The sequence below is a fragment of the Lapillicoccus sp. genome, assembly GCF_025353065.1.
GTDB lineage: Bacteria > Actinomycetota > Actinomycetes > Actinomycetales > Dermatophilaceae > Lapillicoccus.
Map to the genome: position 1 here is coordinate 117,573 of NZ_JANXRJ010000103.1, position 22,874 is coordinate 140,446.

The 22,874-nt window shown below is 72.8% G+C and carries 18 protein-coding genes; 9 read left to right on the forward strand and 9 right to left on the reverse strand.

The features are described 5' to 3' along the window. Positions 1-35: 35 nt before the first annotated feature. Positions 36-929, reverse strand: coding sequence for a haloalkane dehalogenase (locus Q0R63_RS08665; protein WP_295696370.1), 894 nt, complete (start codon positions 927-929; stop codon positions 36-38). 156 nt (positions 930-1,085) lie between these two features. Here Q0R63_RS08665 and Q0R63_RS08670 point away from each other — a divergent pair, with 156 nt between their 5' ends. Then, entirely contained in the window at positions 1,086-1,862 is a 777-nt protein-coding gene (locus tag Q0R63_RS08670) for an ABC transporter ATP-binding protein (protein ID WP_295696372.1), read from the forward strand. A gap of 27 nt (positions 1,863-1,889) precedes the next feature. Next, positions 1,890-4,358, forward strand: a complete 2,469-nt coding sequence (locus Q0R63_RS08675; protein WP_295696375.1) for an FtsX family ABC transporter permease — start codon at positions 1,890-1,892, stop codon at positions 4,356-4,358. A gap of 38 nt (positions 4,359-4,396) precedes the next feature. Here the strand turns inward: Q0R63_RS08675 and Q0R63_RS08680 are convergent, their stop codons facing one another. After that, on the reverse strand, positions 4,397-4,678 hold the full coding sequence (locus Q0R63_RS08680) for a helix-turn-helix domain-containing protein (RefSeq protein ID WP_295696377.1): 282 nt from the start codon (positions 4,676-4,678) through the stop codon (positions 4,397-4,399). Positions 4,679-4,762: 84 nt separating this feature from the next. Here Q0R63_RS08680 and Q0R63_RS08685 point away from each other — a divergent pair, with 84 nt between their 5' ends. Both Q0R63_RS08685 and Q0R63_RS08690 read left to right on the forward strand, forming a co-directional pair. Next, positions 4,763-5,851 (forward strand): Gfo/Idh/MocA family oxidoreductase, encoded by a 1,089-nt coding sequence (locus Q0R63_RS08685; RefSeq protein WP_295696379.1) that lies wholly within the window; start codon positions 4,763-4,765, stop codon positions 5,849-5,851. Positions 5,852-5,917: 66 nt separating this feature from the next. Next, positions 5,918-7,060 (forward strand): acyl-CoA dehydrogenase family protein, encoded by a 1,143-nt coding sequence (locus Q0R63_RS08690; protein WP_295696382.1) that lies wholly within the window; start codon positions 5,918-5,920, stop codon positions 7,058-7,060. A 9-nt stretch (positions 7,061-7,069) separates the two neighbouring features. On the opposite strand, the gene Q0R63_RS08695 is transcribed toward Q0R63_RS08690, so the two are convergent. After that, positions 7,070-7,579 (reverse strand): rhodanese-like domain-containing protein, encoded by a 510-nt coding sequence (locus tag Q0R63_RS08695; RefSeq protein WP_366521092.1) that lies wholly within the window; start codon positions 7,577-7,579, stop codon positions 7,070-7,072. After that, on the reverse strand, positions 7,576-8,112 hold the full coding sequence (locus tag Q0R63_RS08700; RefSeq protein ID WP_295696384.1) for a hypothetical protein: 537 nt from the start codon (positions 8,110-8,112) through the stop codon (positions 7,576-7,578). Before Q0R63_RS08700 ends, Q0R63_RS08695 begins: the two co-directional genes overlap by 4 nt. A gap of 272 nt (positions 8,113-8,384) precedes the next feature. Here Q0R63_RS08700 and Q0R63_RS08705 point away from each other — a divergent pair, with 272 nt between their 5' ends. Beyond that, positions 8,385-9,380: a quinone oxidoreductase gene (locus tag Q0R63_RS08705; protein ID WP_295696386.1), complete on the forward strand. Its 996-nt coding sequence runs from the start codon at positions 8,385-8,387 to the stop codon at positions 9,378-9,380. A 25-nt stretch (positions 9,381-9,405) separates the two neighbouring features. Here the strand turns inward: Q0R63_RS08705 and Q0R63_RS08710 are convergent, their stop codons facing one another. Beyond that, positions 9,406-9,828 carry a hypothetical protein gene (locus Q0R63_RS08710; RefSeq protein ID WP_295696389.1) on the reverse strand — a complete coding sequence of 141 codons (423 nt, stop codon included), beginning with the start codon at positions 9,826-9,828 and terminating at the stop codon, positions 9,406-9,408. A 55-nt stretch (positions 9,829-9,883) separates the two neighbouring features. Between Q0R63_RS08710 and Q0R63_RS08715 the strand changes: the two genes are divergently transcribed. After that, positions 9,884-15,988 carry a DUF3320 domain-containing protein gene (locus Q0R63_RS08715; protein ID WP_295696391.1) on the forward strand — a complete coding sequence of 2,035 codons (6,105 nt, stop codon included), beginning with the start codon at positions 9,884-9,886 and terminating at the stop codon, positions 15,986-15,988. Positions 15,989-16,192: 204 nt separating this feature from the next. Here the strand turns inward: Q0R63_RS08715 and Q0R63_RS08720 are convergent, their stop codons facing one another. After that, positions 16,193-16,885 (reverse strand): response regulator transcription factor, encoded by a 693-nt coding sequence (locus tag Q0R63_RS08720; RefSeq protein WP_295696393.1) that lies wholly within the window; start codon positions 16,883-16,885, stop codon positions 16,193-16,195. Then, positions 16,882-18,243, reverse strand: a complete 1,362-nt coding sequence (locus Q0R63_RS08725) for an ATP-binding protein (RefSeq protein WP_295696395.1) — start codon at positions 18,241-18,243, stop codon at positions 16,882-16,884. The genes Q0R63_RS08720 and Q0R63_RS08725 overlap by 4 nt, the downstream gene beginning before the upstream one ends. Before the next feature lie 115 nt (positions 18,244-18,358). On the opposite strand from Q0R63_RS08725, the gene Q0R63_RS08730 reads away from it, so the two are divergent. Together Q0R63_RS08730 and Q0R63_RS08735 are read left to right on the forward strand one after the other, a co-directional pair. Next, positions 18,359-19,711, forward strand: coding sequence for a PspC domain-containing protein (locus Q0R63_RS08730; protein WP_295696397.1), 1,353 nt, complete (start codon positions 18,359-18,361; stop codon positions 19,709-19,711). 2 nt (positions 19,712-19,713) lie between these two features. Continuing rightward, the gene (locus Q0R63_RS08735) at positions 19,714-20,055 is read left to right on the forward strand and encodes a hypothetical protein (RefSeq protein WP_295696399.1); all 342 of its coding nucleotides are present in this window, start codon (positions 19,714-19,716) and stop codon (positions 20,053-20,055) included. Here the strand turns inward: Q0R63_RS08735 and Q0R63_RS08740 are convergent, their stop codons facing one another. Both Q0R63_RS08740 and Q0R63_RS08745 read right to left on the reverse strand, forming a co-directional pair. After that, positions 20,056-20,796, reverse strand: a complete 741-nt coding sequence (locus tag Q0R63_RS08740) for an NUDIX domain-containing protein (protein ID WP_295696401.1) — start codon at positions 20,794-20,796, stop codon at positions 20,056-20,058. Continuing rightward, the gene (locus Q0R63_RS08745; protein ID WP_295696403.1) at positions 20,793-21,920 is read right to left on the reverse strand and encodes a glycosyltransferase family 4 protein; all 1,128 of its coding nucleotides are present in this window, start codon (positions 21,918-21,920) and stop codon (positions 20,793-20,795) included. The genes Q0R63_RS08740 and Q0R63_RS08745 overlap by 4 nt, the downstream gene beginning before the upstream one ends. A gap of 96 nt (positions 21,921-22,016) precedes the next feature. Between Q0R63_RS08745 and Q0R63_RS08750 the strand changes: the two genes are divergently transcribed. Then, positions 22,017-22,874, forward strand: an 858-nt coding sequence (locus tag Q0R63_RS08750; RefSeq protein WP_295696405.1) for a PIG-L family deacetylase, incomplete at its 3' end; no start/stop codon positions are given.

A 22,874-nucleotide genomic window follows, 5' to 3' on the forward strand; every position in this document is an offset into this window, starting at 1 on the left:
TCGACTCCGAGTCAAGCCCGCCTCGTCCGTCCACGTCAACCCCGGACGAAGCCCACGATGACCTCGGCGAAGCGCTCCGGCTGGTCCTCCTGGAGGAAGTGGCCCGCCCCCGCGATCGTCGTATGCCGCTGCCCCGCCGCTCCAGGGATCCGCTCGCGCATCCACCGGTCGCCGCCGCGCGTGATCGGGTCGCTGTCGCTGAAGGCAGTGAGGAACGGCACCTCCAGCGTTGAAAGCCGTTGCCACGCAGCCTTGTTCGCTGGCGCAGCCGGATCGTCGGGAGTGTTGGGGACCAGCCCGGGGAAGGCCCGGACGCCGGTGAGGTGGAGCTCCGAAGGGTACGGCGCGTCGTAGGCCGCCTTCTCCTGGTCGGAGAGGGTGCGCAGGCAGCCGGAGTCGATCATGCGGCCGACGTCGAGGTGATCGCCCTGCTGCACCATCTGCCGGAAGCGTTGCCAGACCTCGGGCATCGGCACGTCGCCGGTGGGAAGGCCGGTGTTGGCCATCACCACGCGGGCGAAGCGATCGGGGTGCTCGGCCAGCAGCCGCATCCCGATCAGGCCACCCCAGTCCTGCCCGACATAGGTGATGTCGTGCAGGTCGAGCAGGTCGAAGAGCGCCGCCCGAAGCCACTCGACGTGCCCGGCGTAGGAGTAGTCAGCCGACGCCGTCGGCTTGTCGGAGCGCCCGAAACCGACGAGGTCGGGCACGACGACCCGCAGACCGGCGGCGGTGAGAGGTCCGATCATCCGGCGGTAGAGGTACCCCCAGGTCGGCTCGCCGTGCACCAGCACGACCGTCGGCCCGTCGGGGGGGCCGGTCTCGACGTAGGCCATCTGCACCCCGCCCGGCAGCGACCTCCACCGCGGCTCGTAGGGGTAGTCCGCGAGGTCCGCGAAGCGGTCGGCCGGCGTCTGTGCGAGGTCCATGCCCGCAGTATCGCCCGCGGGCGCGCGGCATACCCGCCCGGACCCACTCGACTCCGAGTCGAGCGGGTCACTGCGACCAGGGTCGTAGGCAGGTACCGGTCGCTCGGCACCTGAGGACGATGTGCCGTCCCACAGCGGATCCCTAGCGTTGCCACCATGACGATCACTGCAGGACTGCGCTCCGGCTCCACCACGACCACGGGGTCGGCCGCCCGCACCGTCGACCTCGTCAAGGTCTACGGCTCCGGGGCCGCAGCGGTCCGGGCGCTCGACGGGGTGACCGTCGACTTCGTCGCCGGGCAGTTCACCGCGATCATGGGCCCGTCGGGCTCGGGCAAGTCGACGCTGATGCACTGCGTGGCCGGTCTCGACACCCCCACGTCGGGCCACGTGTTCCTCGGCGACACCGAGCTGACCCGCATGTCCGACAAGGCGATCACCCTCACCCGTCGCAAGCGGGTCGGCTTCGTCTTCCAGGCCTTCAACCTCCTGCCGATGCTCACCGCCGAGCAGAACATCCTGCTCCCCCTCAAGCTCGCCGGACACCGTCCCGACCCCGACTGGTATGCCGCCGTCGTCGACACCCTCGGACTGCGCGACCGCCTCGGCCACCGCCCGGGCGAGCTCTCCGGCGGCCAGCAGCAACGCGTCGCCGCCGCCCGGGCCCTCGTCACGCGACCGGACGTCATCGTCGCCGACGAGCCGACCGGAGCCCTAGACCGGGCCACCTCCGCCGAGCTGCTCACCTTCCTCGCCCGATCCGTCGCCGACCTCGGCCAGACCGTCGTCATGGTGACCCACGACCCGATGGCCGCGGCATACGCCGACCGCGTGGTGCTCCACGCCGACGGTCGCCTCGTGGGCGAGCTCGTCGACCCGACCAACGACTCCGTCCTCGACGCGATGCGCGAGCTGTCGGCGCACGGGGCCTGACGGGTGCTGCAGGTCACCCTCGGCTCGTTGCGCACATGCACCCGCCGGTATGCCGCGACCGCCCTGGCGATCGTCCTTGGCGTCGGGTTCGTCGCGGCCACCCTCGTCGTCTCCGCGACCCTCGGCGCTAGCGTGCGGGCCCGGATCACCGACGACCTGGCCCGGTATGCCGTGGTCGTCACCGCCGCGACCGACGGGCCGAACCAGACGATCCCCGCCAGCGCACTCGTCGCCCTGTCGGGGCTCGACGGCGTCGCCGGCGTGGAGGGCACTGTCACCACCCACGTCCGCATCGCAGGCTCGGCCGAGAACCTCACTGCCGCAACGACATGGCATCAGACCCCCACCCTCCGGACGGTCTCCGGCGCCGGTCCGGCGAGCGCCGACCAGGTCGTCGTCTCCACGTCGATCGCGACCCGGGCCGGCCTGGCTCCGGGCAGCCCGATCACCGTCACCGACGCGAGCGGCACCGACCGTCACCTCACCGTCTCGGGCGTCGTCGACACGAGCGGGAGCGGACGGTTCAGCGGCCGGGGGCTCCTGCTGGCCACGCCCGCGACGATGGCCACGCTGTCGGGGTCGACCGGTCTCGACCAGATCGGCGTCGTCGGACGGCCGGGGGTCGACGACGCGACCCTGCGCGGCTCCGTCGCCTCGACCATCGCGGCGACTCCGGCGGCGGCACCCGGGGGTGGTGCACCACCCACCGTGCGCACCGGCGCCGACGAGGCCGACGCCCGCGTCAGGGATGCGCTGAGAGGCACGGAGTCCCTGACCCTCTTGCTCCTCGCCTTCGCCGCGGTCGCGCTCTTCGTCTCCGCCCTCGTCATCGCCAACACCTTCGCGATCCTCGTCGCGCAGCGCGTCCAGCAGCTCGCGCTGCTGCGCTGCGTCGGCGCCACCAGCCGACAGGTCTTCGGCTCGGTGCTCCTCGAGTCGGTGACCATCGGGGTCGGGGGTTCAGCCCTCGGGGTGGGCCTCGGCATCGGGGCCGCCGCCGTCGTGTCTGCGGTGTCCGGACGCTTCGACACGCCGTTCCCGTTGCAGCAGCTGGGGATCAGCGCGTCCAGCATCGTCCTGCCCATCCTCGCCGGGACCCTCGTCACCGTCATCGCGGCCCTCTTCCCGGCGCTCGGGGCGACCCGCGTGGCGCCGCTCGCGGCGCTGCGTTCCGAGGCACCGGCGAGCACCCGCACCCGAGCCGGCTTCGTCCGACTCGTCTCTGCGACAGTCCTCTTCGTCGGCGGCACCGCCGGCCTCGTCCTCGGCGCCCGGGCCGGTCAGCTCGCGATCGCGATACCGGGCGGGATGGTCTCCTTCGTCGGGGTCCTCGTCGGCGCGGTCGCCGTCGTCCCGGCCCTCGTCCGGGTCATGGGCACGATCCCGCGGCGGCTCGCCGGCACACCCGCTGACCTCGCCGTGGAGAACGCCGTGCGCAACCCCTCGCGCGCCGCAGCCACCTCCTCTGCCCTGCTGGTCGGCGTCACCCTGATCACGATGATGAGCGTCGCCGCTGTCTCGGCGCAGGGAGCGATCGAGCAATACCTCTCTGCGCGCTACCCCGTCGATGCGCAGGTTACCGCTGTCGAGGGCGCCCTGACTGCAAAGGTCATCGCGGCCGTGGGTCGCACCGACGGCGTCGCGCGGACCGTGACGCTGACGCGCGCGGACCTCCGTGTGGGCACCGGTGGAGGCGCCCCGGAGTCGGTCGTCGGGGTCCCCACCGACACCATCGGGTCGGTCCTGCGGTCCGACGCGCAAACCTCGCTCGCCCTCGTCCGCCCCGGGACGATCGTCGTCGCGGGCTTCGTGGCCGGCGAGCACGGGCTGACCGACGGCGGCCGGACGCTCCTGGGGTCTCGGCCCGTCACCGTCCACGTCGTCGAGCAACCGTTCGCGCCGGTGATGGCCGCCACGAGCGACTTCGCCGCCGCCGGAGCGACCCCGCAGACCGGCACGCTGCTGGTGCGCCTCAGCGACGGGAGCGACCCCGGTCCGGTCCTCGACCGGCTGGGCGTCTCGCTCTCCGGCGTCCAGGGCGTGTCGGTCGACGGCGCAGCGCCCCAGCGCGTCGAGTTCCAGGGCATCGTCGACGTGGTGCTCCTCATCGTGACGGGACTGCTCGCGGTCGCCGTCCTCATCGCCCTCGTCGGCGTGGGCAACACCGTCGCCCTGTCGGTCCTCGAGCGCGCTCGGGAGTCGGCCCTCCTGCGGGCTCTCGGACTGAACAGGGGACAGCTGCGCGGATCGTTGGGCATCGAGGCCGCGCTGCTCGCCGTCGTCGGCGCGCTCCTCGGCACACTGCTCGGTGTCGGCTACGGGTATGTCGGTGCCACAGCGCTGCTCGGCGCCATCGCCCCCGTGCCCCTCGTCATCCCGTGGAGCCGGCTCCTCCTCGTCGTCGTCATCGCGCTCGTCGCCGGCGTCGCGGCTGCCTGGCTCCCGTCGAGGCGTGCCGCCCGCGTCGCGCCGGCGACGGCTCTCGCGATCGAGTAGGACGCCCCCTCTTTCCCAGGGCCGCCGACGACGTCTGGCTACGGGCGGGGCGCCAACGCCGCCAGGACACTGGTGAGCACGCCGGGAAGGACCACCTCGACCTCGGCGATCCGCAGGTGGTTGAACTTGCGGTTGCCGACGACGTACTGCTCGAGCAGGCCCGACTCCCGCAGCAGGGCGAAGTGGTAGGAGGCCGTGGACTTCGCGACGTCCTCGTAGAGGCCACCGCAGGGCAGGTCGTCCTCTGCGGCGGCGAGCCGGCGCACCATCTCGAGACGCACCGGGTCGGCCAGCGCCTGCAGCACCCCATCGAGGCTCACCGACATCACCGTCACGGGACTCCTTGTTCTAATTCTCTCGAACACCTGCTAGGTTGTTTGAATGATATCGAACAAGAGCCCGGCATGACGACCATCGACGGCGGCCCCCGGGTGTTCGGGGTCGGCCTGATCGGCGCCAACCCCGACTTCGGGTGGGGCTTCCGCGCCCACGTCCCCGCCCTCGCCCGCGTCCCCGGCCTCGCGATCACCGCCGTCGGGACCACCCGGGAGGACTCGGCGCGGCGTGCGGCCGAGCTGACCGGAGCAGAGTCGTGGTATCTCGATCCCGGCGAGCTGGCGGCCGACCCTGCCGTCGACCTCGCCGTCATCACGGTGAAGGTGCCGTTCCACGTCGAGCTCGTCGAGGCCGTGCTGGCCGCCGGCAAGCACGTCTACTGCGAGTGGCCGCTCACCCGGTCGACGCAGGAGGCCGAGGCCCTCACGGCCACTGCGGAACGCGCCGGGATCCAGGCCTTCGTCGGCCTGCAGACCCGCGCCGACGCGGTCGTGGGCCAGGTCAGGGACCTGCTCACCGCCGGTGAGATCGGGACCGTGACCTCACTCGCCGCCCGGTCCTCCGCGTTGAGGGGACACGACAACACCATCGACCGGGAGCGGCTCTACACGCTCGACGCCGACTCCCGGGCCGGCGACGTCGAGGTTCAGGGCGGACACGTCCTCGACCTGCTCGACCACCTGGTCTCCGGTCTGGGCGGGATCGCCGTCGAGGACGGCGCCACGGCGGTGACCCGGGCGGCATACCGGCTCGAGGGGACGAGTGAGCGGATCCCCGCGACGGCGCCGGATGTCTTCCGGGCCGGCCTCCGGGTCGGGCCGGACGGTGTCGGCACGGTCCTGGCGTGGTACGGCGACCCCGACCCCACCACCGAGGTGGTCATCCAGGGCACGCGTGGCAAGGTCACCCTGCGCACCGAGCGCGTCGTGCCCGGCTATGCCCAGCAGTCCCAGATGGCGCCCTTCGTCGCCGAGGTGATCAGCGAGCGTGGGCCTCGGACGCTGTCTGGTCCCGACGGTCGGCTGCCCGCCGAGGCGCAGAACGTGGCCGAGACCTACCGGCGGGTGCTGGCCGACCTCCGCGACGGCGGCACCAGGGCCCCGCGCTTCACCGACGGCGTCCGTCTGCACCGCCTGCTCGACGAGGTGCGCGGCTGAGTCCTTACCGCTTAGTGGCCGGCGTCACGCGCGGCCACCTCGTAGGCTGGCTCCGGAGGTAACGCCATGGAGGCAGCAGAGTTCGAGTCCGTCCTCGCCACGGTCCGCGACTTCGTCCGCGAGGTCGTGGTCCCGGCCGAGGACGAGATCGAGGAGACCGACGAGATCCCCACGCGGATCCGCGAGCAGGCCAAGGCCATGGGGCTGTTCGGCTACGCCATCCCCGAGGAGTACGACGGCCTCGGGCTGACGATGAGCGAGGAGGTCCGCCTCGCCATGGAGCTGGGCTGGACGACGCCGTCCTTCCGGTCGCTCTTCGGGACCAACAACGGGATCGCCGGGCAGGTCGTCGCCAAGAACGGGACCCCGGAGCAGAAGCAGCACTACCTGCCGAAGTTCGCCTCCGGCGAGCTGGTCGCGTCCTTCGCGCTGAGCGAGCCGGAGGCCGGGTCCGACCCGAGCTGGATGCGGACGAGCGCCAAGCCCGACGGCGACGGCTGGGTCATCGACGGCGCCAAGCAGTACATCACCAACGCCACCCGCGCCGACGTCTTCATGGTCTTCGCCCGCACGTCGGGCGAGCGCGGCACGACCAAGGGGATCTCGGTGTTCGTCGTCCCCGCCGACGCCGAGGGTCTGCGGATCGGGCCCAACGACCCCAAGATGGGCCAGCGCGGGTCGAGCACGGCCGAGGTCTCCTTCGACGGGGTCCGTGTTGACGCGTCAACGCTGGTCGGCGGTCAGGAGGGCGTGGGGTTCGGCGCGGCGATGAAGTCGCTGGCCAAGGGTCGGCTGCACATCGCGGCGATCTGCGTCGGTCTGGCGCAGCGGATGCTCGACGAGAGCATCCGCTGGGCGACGGCGAGCCGTCAGGGCGAGACCCGGATCGCGGACTTCCAGCTCGTGCAGGGCATGCTCGCCGACTGCCACACCGAGATCTATGCCGGCCGCGCGATGGTCCTCGAGGCAGCGCGCGAGTACGACGAGGGCACCGACCAGCGGCTCGCCCCCTCGGCGGCGAAGCTCTACTGCTCCGAGATGGTGGGGCGGGTCGCCGACCGCGCCGTCCAGGTGCACGGCGGCGCCGGCTACATGCACGCGGTGCCGGTCGAGCGGTTCTATCGTGACGCCCGCCTCTTCCGACTCTATGAGGGCACGAGCGAGGTGCAGCGCGTCATCATCGCGAAGGCGATCACCCGGTCGAGGTGAGACCGCGGATCAGGCGACCGGGAGGCCCGCTTCCCGCCAGGCGCGCAGGCCGCCGATGACGTCGGTGGCCCGCCGCAGCCCGATCCGGCTCAGGCTTGCCGCCGCCAGCGACGAGGCGTAACCCTCCTGGCAGAGGACGACGACCCGGCTGTCCGGTGTGACCCAGTCGAGGCGCGCCTCGCTGGTCGGGTCGAGCCGCCATTCGAGGACGTTGCGCTCGATGACGACCGGTCGCAGGTCGGGGTGGACCTCCCCCTCGGCGGCCCGCTGCGCCGCCGGCCGGATGTCGACGATCACCGCGCGGCCATACAGCGCCCACTGGTATGCCGCACGCGCCGAGACCCGCTCGTAGGTCGTGCGCGCCTCCACCACGAGGTCCTCCACCGACACCGCGTCCCCCGGAGCAACGACACCGGGAGGGGCCGTCGTCGCAGGCTCCACGGCGTCCTGGCCGGAGAAGAGCCGTGTCTCCCCGTCGATCTCGGCTCGGCGAGAGCGAGCGGTCGCCGTGGCGGTCACCAGCCCGCTCCCTCGTTCGTCGTGCCGACCGGACGCGGCCCCTGCGCCGACAGCTCGTGCCGGTTCATCGTCAGCAGCCGCGGCGCATAGGCGTGCACGGTGAGCGACCGACCCGGAGCCGACCCGCGCACGTTGTGCACGTGCCGGACACCGAAGGACCGGAAGTCACCGGCGGCGAGCCGGCGCTGCCGGACCGCGCCGGTCGCCCAGGTCTGCTCGACGACACTGCCGCTCGCGACCGCGAACGCGCCGACCGACCTGCCGTGGTCGTGCCAGCCGGTCTCGGTGTCCTCGGGCCACGAGATCAGCCAGAGCTCGACCCCCGAGTCGTCGGCGAGACGGGCCCAGCTGCGTTCGCCGGTGCCGCGCAGCAGGACGCCGAGGTTGGGGTTGCGGGCGTAGTACGCAGCGATCCGCTGGAGCTCCGTCGCGGAGGCGGGGACGAGCGTGGGGTGCAGCAGGGTGGGGTGGAGGGTGCCGATGGTGCCGATGGTGCCGATGGTGCCGATGGTGCCGATGGTGCCGATGCTCACGAGAGGTCCTTCGAGGGCTGTGGTCGGGAGGGGTCGGAACGAGGGTCAGACCGGGCGACAACAGCGGCAGGCGACGTGGCGCGACGCGGGTGCCGTGACCGGCATACCCCTGCGCATTGGCGTCGTCTCTTTGGCCATGACCCCATTGGAGCAGTCGCCGGCGCGCGCACTCAAGCCCTTTCTTGCCCTGTCTCACGTTATGGGATACCCAACATGACGTTATGGAAGACACCGTCCCGAAAGGTGTCAGCAGACCCACCTACGCTGGCGACATGACCTCCACCCTCACCACCCCGTCGCTCGTCGTCCCCCGCACCGGTGACTCCTCCGTGCTCACCGTGGAGGACCGCGAGCTGGCAGCGCCCGGGCCGGGTGAGATCCGGGTCGAGGTCGCGGCGGTCGGGGTCAACTTCCGCGAGGTCTACCTGCGCCAGGGCATCTACCCCGTCACCACCCCCTTCGTCCTCGGCGACGAGGGTGCGGGCACGGTCGAGTCGGTCGGCGACGGTGTCACCCTCGACGTCGGCACCCGCGTGGCCTGGGCCACCGGCCCGGGCAGCGCCGCCGGGCACGTGACGATCCGCGCGGCCGACGCGATCGTCGTCCCCGACGACCTCGGGCTCGAGGCCGCCGCGGCAGCGATGCTGCAGGGCATCACCGCCCACTACCTGGTCACCTCGACGTATGCCGTGCAGGCCGGCGACTCCGTGCTCGCACACGCCGTCGCCGGCGGGGTGGGGCAGCTGCTCGTCCAGCTCGTCAAGGACCGCGGGGCCACCCTCATCGGCACCGCGAGCACGGCCGACAAGATCGCCAAGGCCACGGCGCTCGGGGCCGACCACGTCATCGACTACACGACCTTCGACGACCCGGCCGACCTCGCGGCCGCGGTGCGCGAGGCCAACGGCGGCGAGGGCGTGCACGTCGTCTACGACGGCGTCGGACGCACGACGTTCGACGCGTCGCTCGCCTCGCTGCGGCGCCGCGGCATGCTCGTCCTCTTCGGTGCGGCGTCCGGTCAGGTGCCGCCGTTCTCCATCCAGCGGCTCAACGCCGGGGGGTCGCTCTTCCTCACCCGCCCGACGATGGGCGACTACATCGCGACGCGTGCCGAGCTGGAGTGGCGGGTCTCCGAGATCCTCGGCGGACTGGCCTCCGGAGACCTCGAGATCGAGATCGGTGGGCGCTATCCGCTGACCGGGGCGGCCGCGGCATACGACGACCTCGAGGGTCGCCGGACCACGGGCAAGCTGCTGCTCATCCCCTGAGACCTCCGTCGCCGGCCTGGGCCGGTCAGGTCCAGAGCACCGCGATGACGACGTTGAGGAGCGTCAGGGCAGCGCCCACCCGGACGAGGGTGACGGCCGGGACGGTGGCCACCGCCGTCGTCGCGCTGCCGCCGGACCGGCCGCCGGGCCGCGGCACCTCGCCGACGCCGGCCCGACGCTGCCGGGCGTTGGCGATCTCCATGCAGGCCACCACGCTCAGCGCCACGACGAGCTTGACCGCGATCTTGGGGTGGTTCGGCGGGTCGGTGGGGTCGGCCGCCGCCTCGACGAGCCCGACGAGGATCAGGCCGGTGAGGATCTGGGCCCGGGCGCCCCAGAGCATGGCGGGGTGGACCCGCCCCTCGTGGCGGGTGGCGAACCAGCCGCCGAGGATCGCGGCCATCCCGAGCAGATGGAGGACGAGGACGATTCCCTGGACGACGGTCATGGGGTCACCCTAGGACGCACGCCGGGTGTCGCTGGCGTCCCCTACGCTGAAACGCATGGGTCAGGGGCTGGGGGTCGAGGTGCTCACCTCACCCGTCGTCAACTACGCGATGGCCCACTGCGGCCTGGCCTTCCTCCACCGCATCGTCGTCGAACCCCCCACGGGCACCATCGCGCTCGACGACGTCGTCGTCACGGCCGACATCGTCGACGCCCACGGTCACCTGCTCACCCGGCCCTGGCGCCAGCACCTCGAGTCGGTGCGTGGCGACGTGCCGCTCGTCATCGACAACCCGGGGGTGCGGCTGGATCCCGCCGCGGTCGCCGGGCTCGAGGAGGAGACAACGGCCGAGGTGGTGGTCACCGTGACCGTCGGGGCGGGCGGCATACCCGGAGCAGGCACACAGACCGTCTCCCACACGCCGGTCCGCGTCCTCGCCGCCCGCCAGTGGACGATCGACCCGACGGCCCCGGTGCTGTCACTCGAGATGCTGGCCACCTTCGTGCAGCCCAACCACCCGGCGGTCGCTCCGGTGGTGGCGCAGGCCGCAACCATCCTCGAAAAGCACACGGGCAGTGGGTCGCTCGCGTCGACCGAGGTCCGGCGCGAGCGGCGCGACGCGATCGTCCAAGCCGTCTTCGACGCGGTCTTCGAGCGCGACCTCCACTACATCGAGGCACCGGCGAGCTGGGGCTACGGCCAGAAGGTCCGCACCCCGGGCGACGTCCTCGGGGGGCGCCTCGGCACCTGCCTCGACACGACGATCACCCTCGCGTCCTGCCTCGAGCACATCGGCATCGCCCCGGTCCTCTGGCTCGCCCGCGGGCACGCCTTCCTCGGCTACTGGCGCGAGTCGGGCCTCGGGCTGCCCGACGCCGGCAGCCTGGAGACCGGCAGCGCGGCCAACGCCGTCGACCTCGAGCGGATGGGGGTGGTCGAGACCACGATGGTGACTCGCGAGCGCCGGCCGCCGAAGGACCTCTTCCGGCGCGCGAGCCAGGCACCGCGCGACACCTACTTCCAGGGTCGCACCGGTGAGCTCGTCGGCGTCGTCGACGTCGGCACGGCCCGGCTGACGCGCATCCTCCCCGTCCCGGCGCGCCGGGTGCGTGACGACGGGGTGGTCGAGATCGTGGAATACCACCCACCCGACCTCTCGACGGCGTATGCCGCGTCGGCGGCGGCGTCCCTGACCCCGCCTGCCGCCATGCTCGCCGGGGCCCACGCCGCGACCCGCCCGCCGCCCCCGCCTCGGGTCCAAGCCTGGAAGAACGCCCTGCTCGACCTCACCCTGCGCAACAAGCTGCTCAACCTCAGCCCCCCGATGACGATGGCGCCCCTCGTCACGCCGAGCGAGCAGCTCGGCCTGCTCGCGAGGATCCTCCAGGAGGGACGCACCATCTCGGTGCGGGCGGTAGACGACCTGTCCGGCGCGGTCGTGAGCCGCACGGTGGACGACGCCTACGCGCTACCCGGTGACGTCCAGCGCTCGATGCTCGCCCAGCGCTCGACGATCTACTCAGGCTATGCCCGCGACGTCCACAAGGCGGCCATGCAGCGGCTGCGCTACCGCGCCCGGACGACCCTTCAGGAGACCGGCGCCAACCCGCTCTACCTCACGCTCGGCCGCCTCGACTGGCGCCTCGGCGACCGCGAGCTGTCGGCCCCGCTGCTGCTCGCCCCCGTCGACATCAAGGGCGTCGTGCTGCCCTTCCGCATCGCCTTCGACGAGTCGGGGGCGGTCACCCTCAACCACAGCCTCCTGGAGAAGCTGCGGATCGAGCACGGTTTCACGGTCGACGGGCTGGGGTCGTCGGCCGACCTGCCGACCCTGCCGGGCAGTGACGTCGTCGACGTCGACGCGGTCATCACCCGGGTGCGCGAGGCGATCGCCGACTCCGGGCTCCCCTTCCGGGTCGAGAGCGAGGCCCGCCTCGCGATCATCGCCTTCACCGGCTACCTCCTCTGGCGTGACCTCGACCAGCACTGGGAGTCCTTCCTCGAACGGCCGCTCGTGCGCCATCTCGCACTGTCCCCCAGCGACAGCTTCTCCGCCGGGCAGCCGCCCGACCTCGACGCGATCGACCTCGACGAGGTGGTGGCGGGCGCCCCCGTGCCGACCGACGGGGCGCAGGCGCAGGCTGTGGCGTCCGCACGGGTCGGCGCGAGCTTCGTCCTCGAGGGCCCGCCCGGGACGGGCAAGTCCCAGACCATCACCGGGATCCTCGCCGACCAGATGGCCCAGGGTCGCCGGGTGCTCTTCGTCGCCGAGAAGGGGGCGGCCCTCGACGTCGTCCGCAACCGGCTCGCCGAGGTCGGGCTGCTGCCCTTCGCCCTCGACCTGCACGACGAGAACGCCCGCCCCACCGAGGTGCGCGCGCGACTGCGCACGGCGCTCGCGAGCGCGGTGACGCCCGACGAGGACGGCTACCGCGTCGCCGCCCTCGACGTCGCCGCCGCCGGTCGCCTCCTCGAGGGGTATGCCGCCCGCGTCCACGCGCCCAACGCCGCCGGCCTGACGCTCTACTCGGCCCACAACCAGCGCCTCGCCCGCGGCGAGGGAGCGATGGCGACGGTCCCGCCCGAGGCGGTGTCGGGGTCGGGGTCGGGGTCCAAGCTCGACGACGTGCGCGGTTGTGTCACCGCTGCTGTTCCCGCTCTCGCCTCCTTGGGCCGGACCGACTGTCCCGCTTGGGGGTTCGCGTTGTCGCGACCCGGAGACCTGACCGCGCTGTGGTCAGCGCTCGACGTCGGCGACGCCGCCGTGACGGAGGCGCTGCGCCTGGTTGACGCCGCATCTCCGCAGGTCCGGGACGTCGTGCTCGGGGTCTCGGGCCTCGACGACCTCGAGATCGTCTCGCGGCTGATCTCACCGCGGTCGGCCCCCGTGCTGGCGGTGGTGGAGTCGCGCACCGCCCGGTGGCAGGCCGCGCTCGACGAGCTGCTCCAGCGTTCCGAGGCACTGCGTTCGGACGCCCAGGACGTGCTCGCGACCTTCGACCCGCGGGTTGTCGGCGTCTCCCTGGAGCCGGTGCGGCAGGCGCTGCGCGAGGCGGCCGCCTCCTTCTTCATCGGCCGCAAGGGGCGGCTGCTAGCCGCGGCGGCGCCGGTGCTGGCGCACCTGCGACCCGGCATCCCGGTGGAGGCGAAGCGACTGACGGCTCGCGTGGACCGGGTCGGCGTGGTGGCCGGGCACGCCGACGCCGTTGCCCGGTCGTGGCGCGCGCTGCCGGGGTGCGAGGGCCTTCCCACCGATCTCAACCTGCTCATGGACGACGGGTGGGCGCGGGCGAAGGCCTGCGCCGAGGCCGTGTCGCACGATCGGCGGCTGCTCGACCTCCTGCCGCCTTCGCTGGCCACGTCCCTGGTGGCTGCGCGCACCGGCGGCGCGACGGCGGGCCATGCGGCATTCGACAACGCGGCATACGGGACCACGGTCCACGAGGCGCTGGCTGCGACCCTCCCCGCCCTCGGCACGGTCTTCGCCCTGACCTCCGCCGACGCCTCCTCCATCGCCTCCTTCGCCCAGGGACGGGGGCTGCTGCTCTCCTGGGACGCGACGCGTCCAGCACGCTCCGCGGACCGCCCGCGGGCGGCGCTGCTCGGCCGGTGGGTCGAGGCGAGCGACGCCCTGGCCCCGCTGGCGGCCCGACTGCCCGCAGCCCGGTGGGAGCTGCTCACCGGGGCGGTCGGCGCGGACGAGGCCCCGGCGGCGGTCGAGCGCGGACTGGCCGCAGCATCCGAGGCCGAACGGTGGGAGTCCGAAGGGTTCTCGTCCTTCGACGTGGTCCGGCAGGACCGCACCGTCGCCCAGTTCGTGTCCGCCTCGGCGCGGCTGCGGGCCACCCTCTCGACCGCCCTGCCGGCCTCGCTGCTCGGCCAGCGTCCCTTCCGACCCGGAGCGCTGTTCGGCACCGTCGGCCGGCTCGAGCGCGAGATCGGCCGCACGCGTGGGGGATCGAGCGTTCGTCGGTTGATCGAGGACTACGGCGAGGTGATCGGGGCGATCACGCCGTGCGTGCTCGTCAGCCCCGACTCGCTGGCGCGTTTCATCCCGCCGGGGGCGATGTCGTTCGACCTCGTCGTGTTCGACGAGGCGTCGCAGATCACCGTCGCCGATGCCATCGGGGCGCTCGGCCGGGCCGACGCCGCCGTGATCGCGGGCGACTCGAAGCAGATGCCGCCGTCCTCCTTCGGACAGCTCGCCGTGGAGGAGCAGGACGACCTCGAGGCGGAGTTCCAGGTGGTGGCCGACGAGGAGAGCATCCTGACCGAGGCGGTGCAGGCGGGGGTCAACCGGCTCTGGTTGTCGTGGCACTACCGCAGCCAGGACGAGTCGCTCATCGCCTTCTCCAACGCGGCCTACTACGAGGACCGGCTCTCGAGCTTTCCGGCGCACCCTGCCCAGGTGCACGACACCGGCGTCTCCTTCACCCGGGTGCCGGGCACCTTCCTGCGCAGCCGGCGCACCCGCACGATCGGACCTTCGGCCGTGGCCCGGGCCACGCGGTCGGGCCCCCAGGACGCACCGAGTCCCCAGGACGCACCGATGGCCCGGACTACCGACCACGACCGGATGCTGCTCCGGACCAACCCGGTCGAGGCGGCGGCGGTCGTCGCCGAGGTGCTGCGTCGCTGGAGCGCCCGTGAGCGCTCGATCGGCATCGTCACCTTCAACCTCCAGCAGCGCGGTCTGATCGAGCAGCTGCTCTGGGACAGCGGCGTCGACGGTGTGGCCGAGTCGCTGGCCGCTCGCACCGACGGACTGTTCGTCAAGAACCTCGAGAACGTGCAGGGCGACGAGCGGGACGTCATCCGCTTCTCGACGGGGTTCTCGGTGGGCGACGACGGCGTCCTGCCCCTCAACTTCGGCCCTCTCAACCGCAGTGGTGGGGAGCGGCGCCTCAACGTCGCGGTGACGCGCGCCCGGAGGCGCGTGATGGTGTTCTCGTCCTTCGACCCCGAGGACCTGCGGGTGGCGGAGACGTCCTCCACCGGCATCCGCGACCTCCGACGCTATCTCGAGTTCGCCAAGTACGGCGTCGCGGCCTCGCTCTCCGCGGTCTCCCGCGTCGACGGCTCCAGCGCGGCTCCGGCCCCGAGCCGGATCGGCGTCGACCGGCACCGGGACGAGATCGCCGAGGCGCTTCGCGCTGCCGGGCTCGAGGTGCAGACCGCCGTCGGGCTTTCCGACTTCCAGATCGACCTCGCCTCGGGGCTGCCCGGCCAGAGCCCCTCTCTCGCAGTCCTGCTCGACTCCCCTGCCTGGGCGGCGAGGCTCACGACGAGCGACCGCGATGCCCTGCCCATCACGGTGCTGGAGCACGTCATGGGCTGGCCCGGGGTCGCGCGAGTGTGGCTGCCCGCCTGGCTCGCCGACCGCGAAGCCGTGGTCGCCGACCTGGTCCGCGCGACCCGAGCGGCCTCCGACCGACCCCTCGTGGTCGGTGAGCGGGTCGTCGTCGGGGTGCGGTCGGAGATCCAGGACGCTCCTGTGGACGAGGCTGTCCCGGCCCCCGGTGGGCTGCCCGTCGGTCGGCCGCCCACCGACGGACTGCCCGCCGACGAGCTCGACCCCGTCCGGCTGGGGAGCTCCGCACGCCGGGTCGACGAGGAGTTCGCCCCCTACGTCACCGACGTCATCGGCACCCGCTCGGCCCTGGAGGTCCAGAGCTCCCCGCGCAAGACGGCCCTGGTCGGGGACCTGATGCGGCACATCGTCGAGATCGAGGGCCCGGTCAGCACCGGCCGGCTCGCGCGTCTCGTCGGTCACGCCCACGGCCTGACGCGCGTCACCGAGGAGCGCGCGGCCGAGCTCCGGCGGGTCGTCCCGAGCGACCTCCGGCGCGACCCCGAAGAGGGCTTCGTCTGGCCGGAGTCGCGAGACCCGTTGCGGTGGAAGGGTTTTCGCCGGTATGCGGGTCCGCTCAAGGAGCGCCCCCTCGACGAGGTCGCGCTGCGGGAGATCGCCAACGCCCTCGTCTTCGTCGCCGACACGGCGATGGGCATCAGCCTCGACGAGCTCGTCAAAGAGACCTACCGCCTCTTCGGCGGCAACCGCGTCACCCCGCCGGTCCGCGCCCGGATGGAGACCGCCCTCGCCGTAGCCACCGGAGACGGCCGGCTCGCAGTCACCGGCGGCCTCGTCGTCCCCCGCTGACCCGACCCCGCGGCATACCCCCCGCCGTGGTGCTGCTGGCGTGCCAAAGCGGGGATTCGTCCCCCCCACGACCCGCTTGTTGCTTCTCGATGGCCCGAAATGGTCGATTTTTCCGACGGTTCAGGCACTTGCGAAGCAACAAGGCGGGGGATGCCGGGCGGCGCGGGGTATGCCGGGCGGCGCGGGGATGCTGGGCGGCGGTGGCTAGAGGATGTGGCGGCCGTAGGCCCAGGCGGTGAGCTCGTGCCGCGAGGAGAGCTGCAGCTTGCGCAGGACCGAGGACACGTGGGTCTCGACGGTCTTGATCGAGATGAACAGCTCCTTGGCGACCTCCTTGTACTGGTAGCCGCGGGCGATGAGCCGCATGACCTCGCGCTCGCGGGCCGAGAGCCGGTCGAGCTCCTCGTCGGCCTCGGCGACCTCGCCGGCGGTGGTGCCGAACGCGTCGAGGACGAAGCCCGCCAGCCGGGGGCTGAAGACGGCATCGCCGTCGGCGACCCGCCGGATCGCCGACATGAGGTCGTTGCCGCTGATCGTCTTCGTGACGTATCCCCTGGCCCCCGCGCGGATCACCGCGATGACGTCCTCGGCGGCGTCGGACACGGACAGGGCGAGAAAGCGCACCGGCTGCCCGGCTGCGGTCTGGACGCCACGGCAACCGGCGATCACGTCGACCCCGCCGTTGCCGTTGCCGCCGGGGAGGTGGACGTCGAGGAGCACGACGTCGGGCGTCGTCTGCCGGATGACCGTGATCGCGGCGTCCACGTCCGGGGCCTCGCCGACGACCTCGGTCACCCCGGGGACGAGCTCGGTCTTGACGCCGGAGCGGAACATCCGGTGGTCGTCGACGAGGACGAGGCGGATCGGGGTGGTCGGGGCGGTCGTCGGGATGGTCATCGGGGCGCTCCTTCTGGGGCGTGCTGCGAGGTCGAGCCGGGTGGGGGCACGGTGGGTGGCTCGAGCTCGAGGGAGGCGCTCGGTGCGACCGAGTCCGGGTCGCCGGATTCCGGCTCGCTGCGCGCCACCGGGGGCAACGGGGGAAGGGTCAGGGCGATCTCGGTGCCGTGCTCGAGCCGCCGGATCGTGGCCGTGCCGCCGTGGCGGGACATCCGCCCGAGGATCGACTGCCGGACACCGAGCCGGTCGTCGCCGATCTCGCCGATGTCGAAGCCCACACCGTGGTCGCGGACGAAGCACTCCACTCCCTGAGCGCCGATCTCGACGTAGGTCGACACGGGCGGCTCGCCGTGGCGCACCGCGTTGAGCATCGCCTCGCGGGCCGCCTTGACCAGGGCGACGCCACCGGGGTCGAGGCGCCGGTCACCCGTGACGACGAGCTCGATGGGCACGCCGTGGTCGTCCTCCACCTCGTGGGCGGCGGCGGCCACCGCGGTGGCGAGGCTGTCCTCGGAACGGTGCGGATCGGCATACAGCCAGGCGCGCAGCTCGCGCTCCTGCGCACGGGCGAGGCGGACGACGGTCGCGGGGTCGTCGGCCCGGCGCTGGATGAGCGCGAGGGTCTGGAGGACGGAGTCGTGGAGGTGGGCGGCGATGTCGGCGCGCTCCGTGGCGCGGATCCGCTCCGTCTGCTCGTGCTGAAGCCCCTGCCACATCCGCACGACCCACGGGGCGGCGATGACGACCGCACCGACGAGGACGGCGAAGGCTGCGAGCGCGGTGCCGGTCACCGCCTGGAGACTCTGACCCTGGGTGGCGAGGGCGACGACGCCGACGAGGGTGAGGGCGAACCCGATGACGGGACGGGCGATCGACAGCACCTTGCCGCGCGGCGAGCGGGCCCGCCAGCGCCCCCGCTCGGTGTCGTCGAGCTGCGACCACGCGAGGAAGGCGCCGGCCGCCACGGCCACGACGGGGACGACGAAGCTGAGGTGCGACCCCAGGCCGCCCAGCGGTCCGCCCCAGCCGATGCCGATGAGACCGGCGAGGACGCCGACGACGACGAGGATCTGGCTGGGCCTCATGGTGCGCACGTGCGTCGAGACCGCGGCCGGCCCCCCGGGCGCCGACGTGTCGGGCCTGGTCATCACCCAGAGGAAACCGTAGACGGGGAGCCCCGGGCCGGCGACGATCGCGAACGCCATCACGGCCCGCACGAGGACGGCACTGACGCCGAGGTGGCCGGCGATGCCGCCACAGACGCCCGCGACCCACTTGTCGCCCGTCGACCGATAGAGCCGCGGTGGGCCGGGAACGGCCCCGCTCGCAGCGCTCGGGGTTCCAGGGGTCTCTGACACGCCTCCATCCTGACCCATCCGGGGGGCGCTGCACCGCTTCCTCGGGGGGCGTTCAGGGTCACGTCAGGGTCGACCCTCATGGCTGGTCCCCCCCGGCACGGCCCACGATGGTGGCATGACCCAGATCCCCGGCGAGCAGGCGGGTCGTCCCCCCGGCGCCGGCGGTGACGGACTCTGGTCGTGGCTGCGCGACCTCGGGGTGCGGCGGCGGAACGAGGACCGGTGGTTCGCCGGCGTGTGCTCGGGGCTCGCCGACCGACTCGGCGTCGACCCCGTCCTGGTGCGTGCCGTCTTCCTGCTCGTCCTCATCTTCGGGGGGCTCGGCGTGCCGCTCTACCTCGTCGCCTGGGCCTTCCTCCCCGACCGCCGCGGGGGGATCGTCGCCGAGAACGCGATCCGGCACCGTGATGGCCGGTCGATCGTGCTTCTGGTCGTCGCCGGCCTCGCCGTCATCGGCGGACTGTCCGACAAGTGGTGGCTCTGGCTGATCCTCGCTCCGCTCGGGGTCTTCGTCTTCTGGGTGCTGAGGTCCGCGAGGTCGGGGAAGTCCTCCGACGAGATCGGCCGAGAAGCCTCCGAGCTCGCCACCCGGCTCGGCGAGACCGTCAGCGGGTGGTTCGGCCCCCAGGGGCCGCGCGGAACGGGCGAGGCCGGTGGCCCGGTCGGGGCTTCGGGCAGCAGCGGAGCCACGATGCCGTATGCCGCGCCCGCGGCGCCCGCGGCGCCTGCGACGCCCGTCACCCTCGAGAAGGCGAACCCGCCTCCCCCGTCGTGGCCCGGGGCCACCCCGCACGGCATGGGCCCGGGACGCACGGGACCGGTTGCCACGCCCCAGCCGAAGATCGTGCGCGACCGCCGGCGACGGGGCGGCTTCCTCGGCCTGCTGCTCGTCGTCGGGCTGGCGGTCGCCGGCTACGCCGGTGGCAGCCAGGTCCAGTCCCGGTTCGCCTCGCCGACCTCGACGCCCGAGACGTTCGCCCTCGCCTGTGCCCTCGGGGGTGTCGGTCTCGCGCTCTTTCTCGTCGGCCTCACCGGTCGCCGGGCGGGGTTCCTCACCTTCATCGCCACCCTGCTGGCCATCGCGGCCGTCACCGGCACGATGGGGCAGGTGCCGGGCTACGTGAAGGGTGGCCTGGGCGACCGGACCTGGACGGTGTCCGACGCCCCGGCCGGCGGCTACCACCTGGGAGCGGGCAAGGCCATCCTCGACCTCACCGGTGCGTCGGCTGCTCAGGACATCACGGTCACGCAGGGTCTGGGCGACCTCACGATCGTCGTCCCGACCGGTGTCACGGCCACGATCGACGCCTCGGTGGCGGTAGGTGACCTGCTCATCCAGAACCCGGACGGCACGACGTCCCATGTCGACTCGGTCGACTCGGTCAAGCGGCCCTTCGGGACGGGTCCCACCACGATCACCGTCTCGGCGCGGCTCGGCGCGGGCAACCTGACCATCGAGGAGCGGTGACGATGAGCGACCACCACGAGACACCGGAGCAGCGCTTCCCGCAGGACGTACCGGCCGACCCGGCTCCGTCTGCACCCCCTCGCACCACGCCCTTGCCGACCACGGCGCCTCCCGCTCCTCCCCGACGTGAGGTCACGCACCTCCCGGCGGCAGCGGGCCCTAACTGGGGACTGGTGCTTTCCGGACTCGCCTTCATGGTCATCGCGGCGGGCGTGATCCTCAACCAGGTCAACGGTTTTCAGGTCGAGGAACTGCGACAGGTCGGACCGACGCTGCTTGTCGCCGTCGGGGTCGGCAGCGCCCTCATCGGCATCATCGGGCTGGTCACGCGCCGCGGCCGCTAGTCACAGCCGGGCGTCGGGACCGCCGTCGCCGAGCAGCATGGTGCGCCAGCTCTGCGTCAGTGCGACGCCGGGCAGCTCCTCGTCGCTCACCCAGGCGGAGCGCTCCGTCGTCCCGCCGACGTCGTGCACGACGGGATCGGTCGGGTCGGCACACGTCGCGTCGAAGATGATCCGGACCGCCTGGAAGTCCTCCAGCCGACCGCTCGGACCCCGGCCGATCCAGTGGCTGCTCGAGATCGTCCGCAGACGCGTCAGTTCCACGACCTGACCGCTCTCCTCCCACACCTCCCGGAGCACCGCCTCCTGGGGCAGCTCGCCGGGATCGATGCCACCACCGCACAGCCCCCATTCGCCGGGAGCGTTGGTGAGGTGCGAGAACTGGCTGAGCAGGAGGCCGCGCTCGCTGCGCACGACGGCATACGCGGCGATGCGCTGGTAGGGCACCGCGCTCTCCCCCGGGGCGATGACGAGGTCAGGGTCGCGTCGGGTCACCCCGGGCACGGGCCTCGCCTCGGTCGAGACCCGGACGTCGTAGACGAGACGCAGGACGTGTGGATCACGTTGCCCGACAACGGATACCGGCCGGATGGCGTCCCACCCACGGGCGGAGAGGGCCGCCTCGGGATGCTCGCCGTGGCCCAGTCGGACGGCCACGACGTCGCCTCCACGCGCGACACCGTCGACCCACAGCTCGGCCTGGGCGACGCGCTCGATGTCCTGGTCGGAGCTCTTGGCGGTCACCGTCGGACCCCGGCGGTGCGGGCCCGTTCGTACTCGGCCTCGGCGGCCGCGGCCACGCTCGCCCAGTCCTGGGTCGGCGGGCGCGCGATGTTGTGCGCGATCATTCCCGCCCGCAGCGCCGGGTCGGACGCGAGCCGGGCCAGGGCCGCAGCCATGTCGTCGTCGTCGCGGGTGAGGTAGCCGTTGACGCCGTCGACGACGAACTCGCCGAGGCCAGAACCCTGCCGGCCGATGACGGGCAGTCCGACCGTCCGTGCCTCGAGGGCGGCGATGCCGAACGACTCGAGCTCACCGGGCGAGACGTAGACGTCGGCCGCGGCATACCGGGCCTTGAGGTCATCGCGGGTCACACGACCCGGGAGGCTGACCCAACCGGTCATGTCGTGCTCGGCGAGGTAGCGCTCGACCTGGCTGCGGTCGGGCCCCTCACCCAGCACCTCGACGGTGATCGGGATCTCGGCCGGGACGAGCGCGCGCGTCCGTCGCAGCACCCGCATGAAGGGCACGGGCCGCTTGCGTCGCGCGAGCCGCATCGCCGTGACGATCCGCACGGTCCCGTCACCCGAAGCGACCCGCGGCGGGGTCCAGGCCGCCACGTCGATGCCGTTGGGCAGGACCGACACCCGAGCGGCGGAGCCGACGACGCGGCGCAGCGGGGCGGCGGCCACCCCGGAGACGGCGCTCATCGCCATGCCGCGCTCGGCCCAGCGGCGGACGACGCGCAGCCCCGAGACGACCGGTGCGAACCGGTCGAGCATGCAGTGCCACGTCATCGCCGTCGGCAGGCCCATCCGCATCGTGAGGAAGGCGCTGTCGACGGCGAAGGGACTGACCACGCCTATGTGCACGTGCGCCACGTCGAAGCCGGCCAGCCGGTCGCGCAGCTGCAGAGGGGCGAGCGGGTTGACGGGCAGGTCCCACGGCAGCCGCAGCGCCAGTCGATGGACGCGGACGCCATCGACGACCTGCGTTGCTCCCCAACGCTCCCCGTGGTCGCCGGGAGTGGCGGTGAAGACCTCCACCTCGTGCCCGCGGGCCACGAGGTGCGCGGCGAGGTCGTGCACCTGGACCTCGATCCCCCCGAGACGCGGGAGGTAGCAGTCCGACAGGAGGGCGACCTTCACGCGTCCGAGCATGCCACGGCCGGCTCGGCCGTCCGCACGTGACTCCGCCGTGGGGTGCCCGGCGACCGACCGGCGATGCGCCATGATGGATCCCCGATGCGACACACACTCCTGGCCTTCCACGCCCACCCCGACGACGAGGCCCTGCTCACCTCCGGCACCCTGGCTCGCGCGGCCGCGGAGGGGCACCGGGTCATCATCGTCGTGGCGACCGACGGCGAGCTCGGGCTCACCTCCGAGGAGTTCAGCTCCGGAGGGGACCTCGGCGGGGTCCGGCTCGAGGAGCTGCGCGAGAGCGCACAGGCGCTGGGGGTCGCCCGGGTGGACTACCTGGGGTATGCCGACAGCGGTCTCGGCCCCGAGGTGCACCCGGACCCGCCGGGCAAGGTCCGGTTCGTGCGGGCCGACGTCGACGAGGCGGCGGGAGAGCTTGCGGCGATCCTGCGGGAGGAGCAGGTCGACGTCCTGCTCACCTACGACGTCAACGGCGGATACGGGCACCGCGACCACGTCAAGGTCCACCACGTCGGGGCGCGCGCCGCCGAGCTCGCCGGGACACCAAAGGTGTTGCAGGCGACCGTCCCCCGCGACGCGCTGCTGCGCGGCATACGGCTCGCGGGGAAGGTCTATCGCTTTCCGCCCGAGTTCGACCCCACCTCGTTCGAGCGGGCCTACAGCCCGCGGTCGGCCATCACCCACCGCATCGGCGTTCGCCGGTATGCCGCGCAGAAGCGGGCCTCGATGCGCGCCCACGCCTCGCAGGCCGCGGTCGACGGCGGCGCGGACCGCACGCTGGCGGCGTTCCTGCGCATCCCCCGCCCGCTCTACGACCTCGTCTTCGGCCGGGAGTGGTTCGTGGACGCGGCCCGGCCGGCCGGCTCCCCGATCGCGCGGGACGTCTTCGACGGGTTGGGCGCACCCGATCCGGGGGGGTTGACGCTGCGTCAAGGGGGT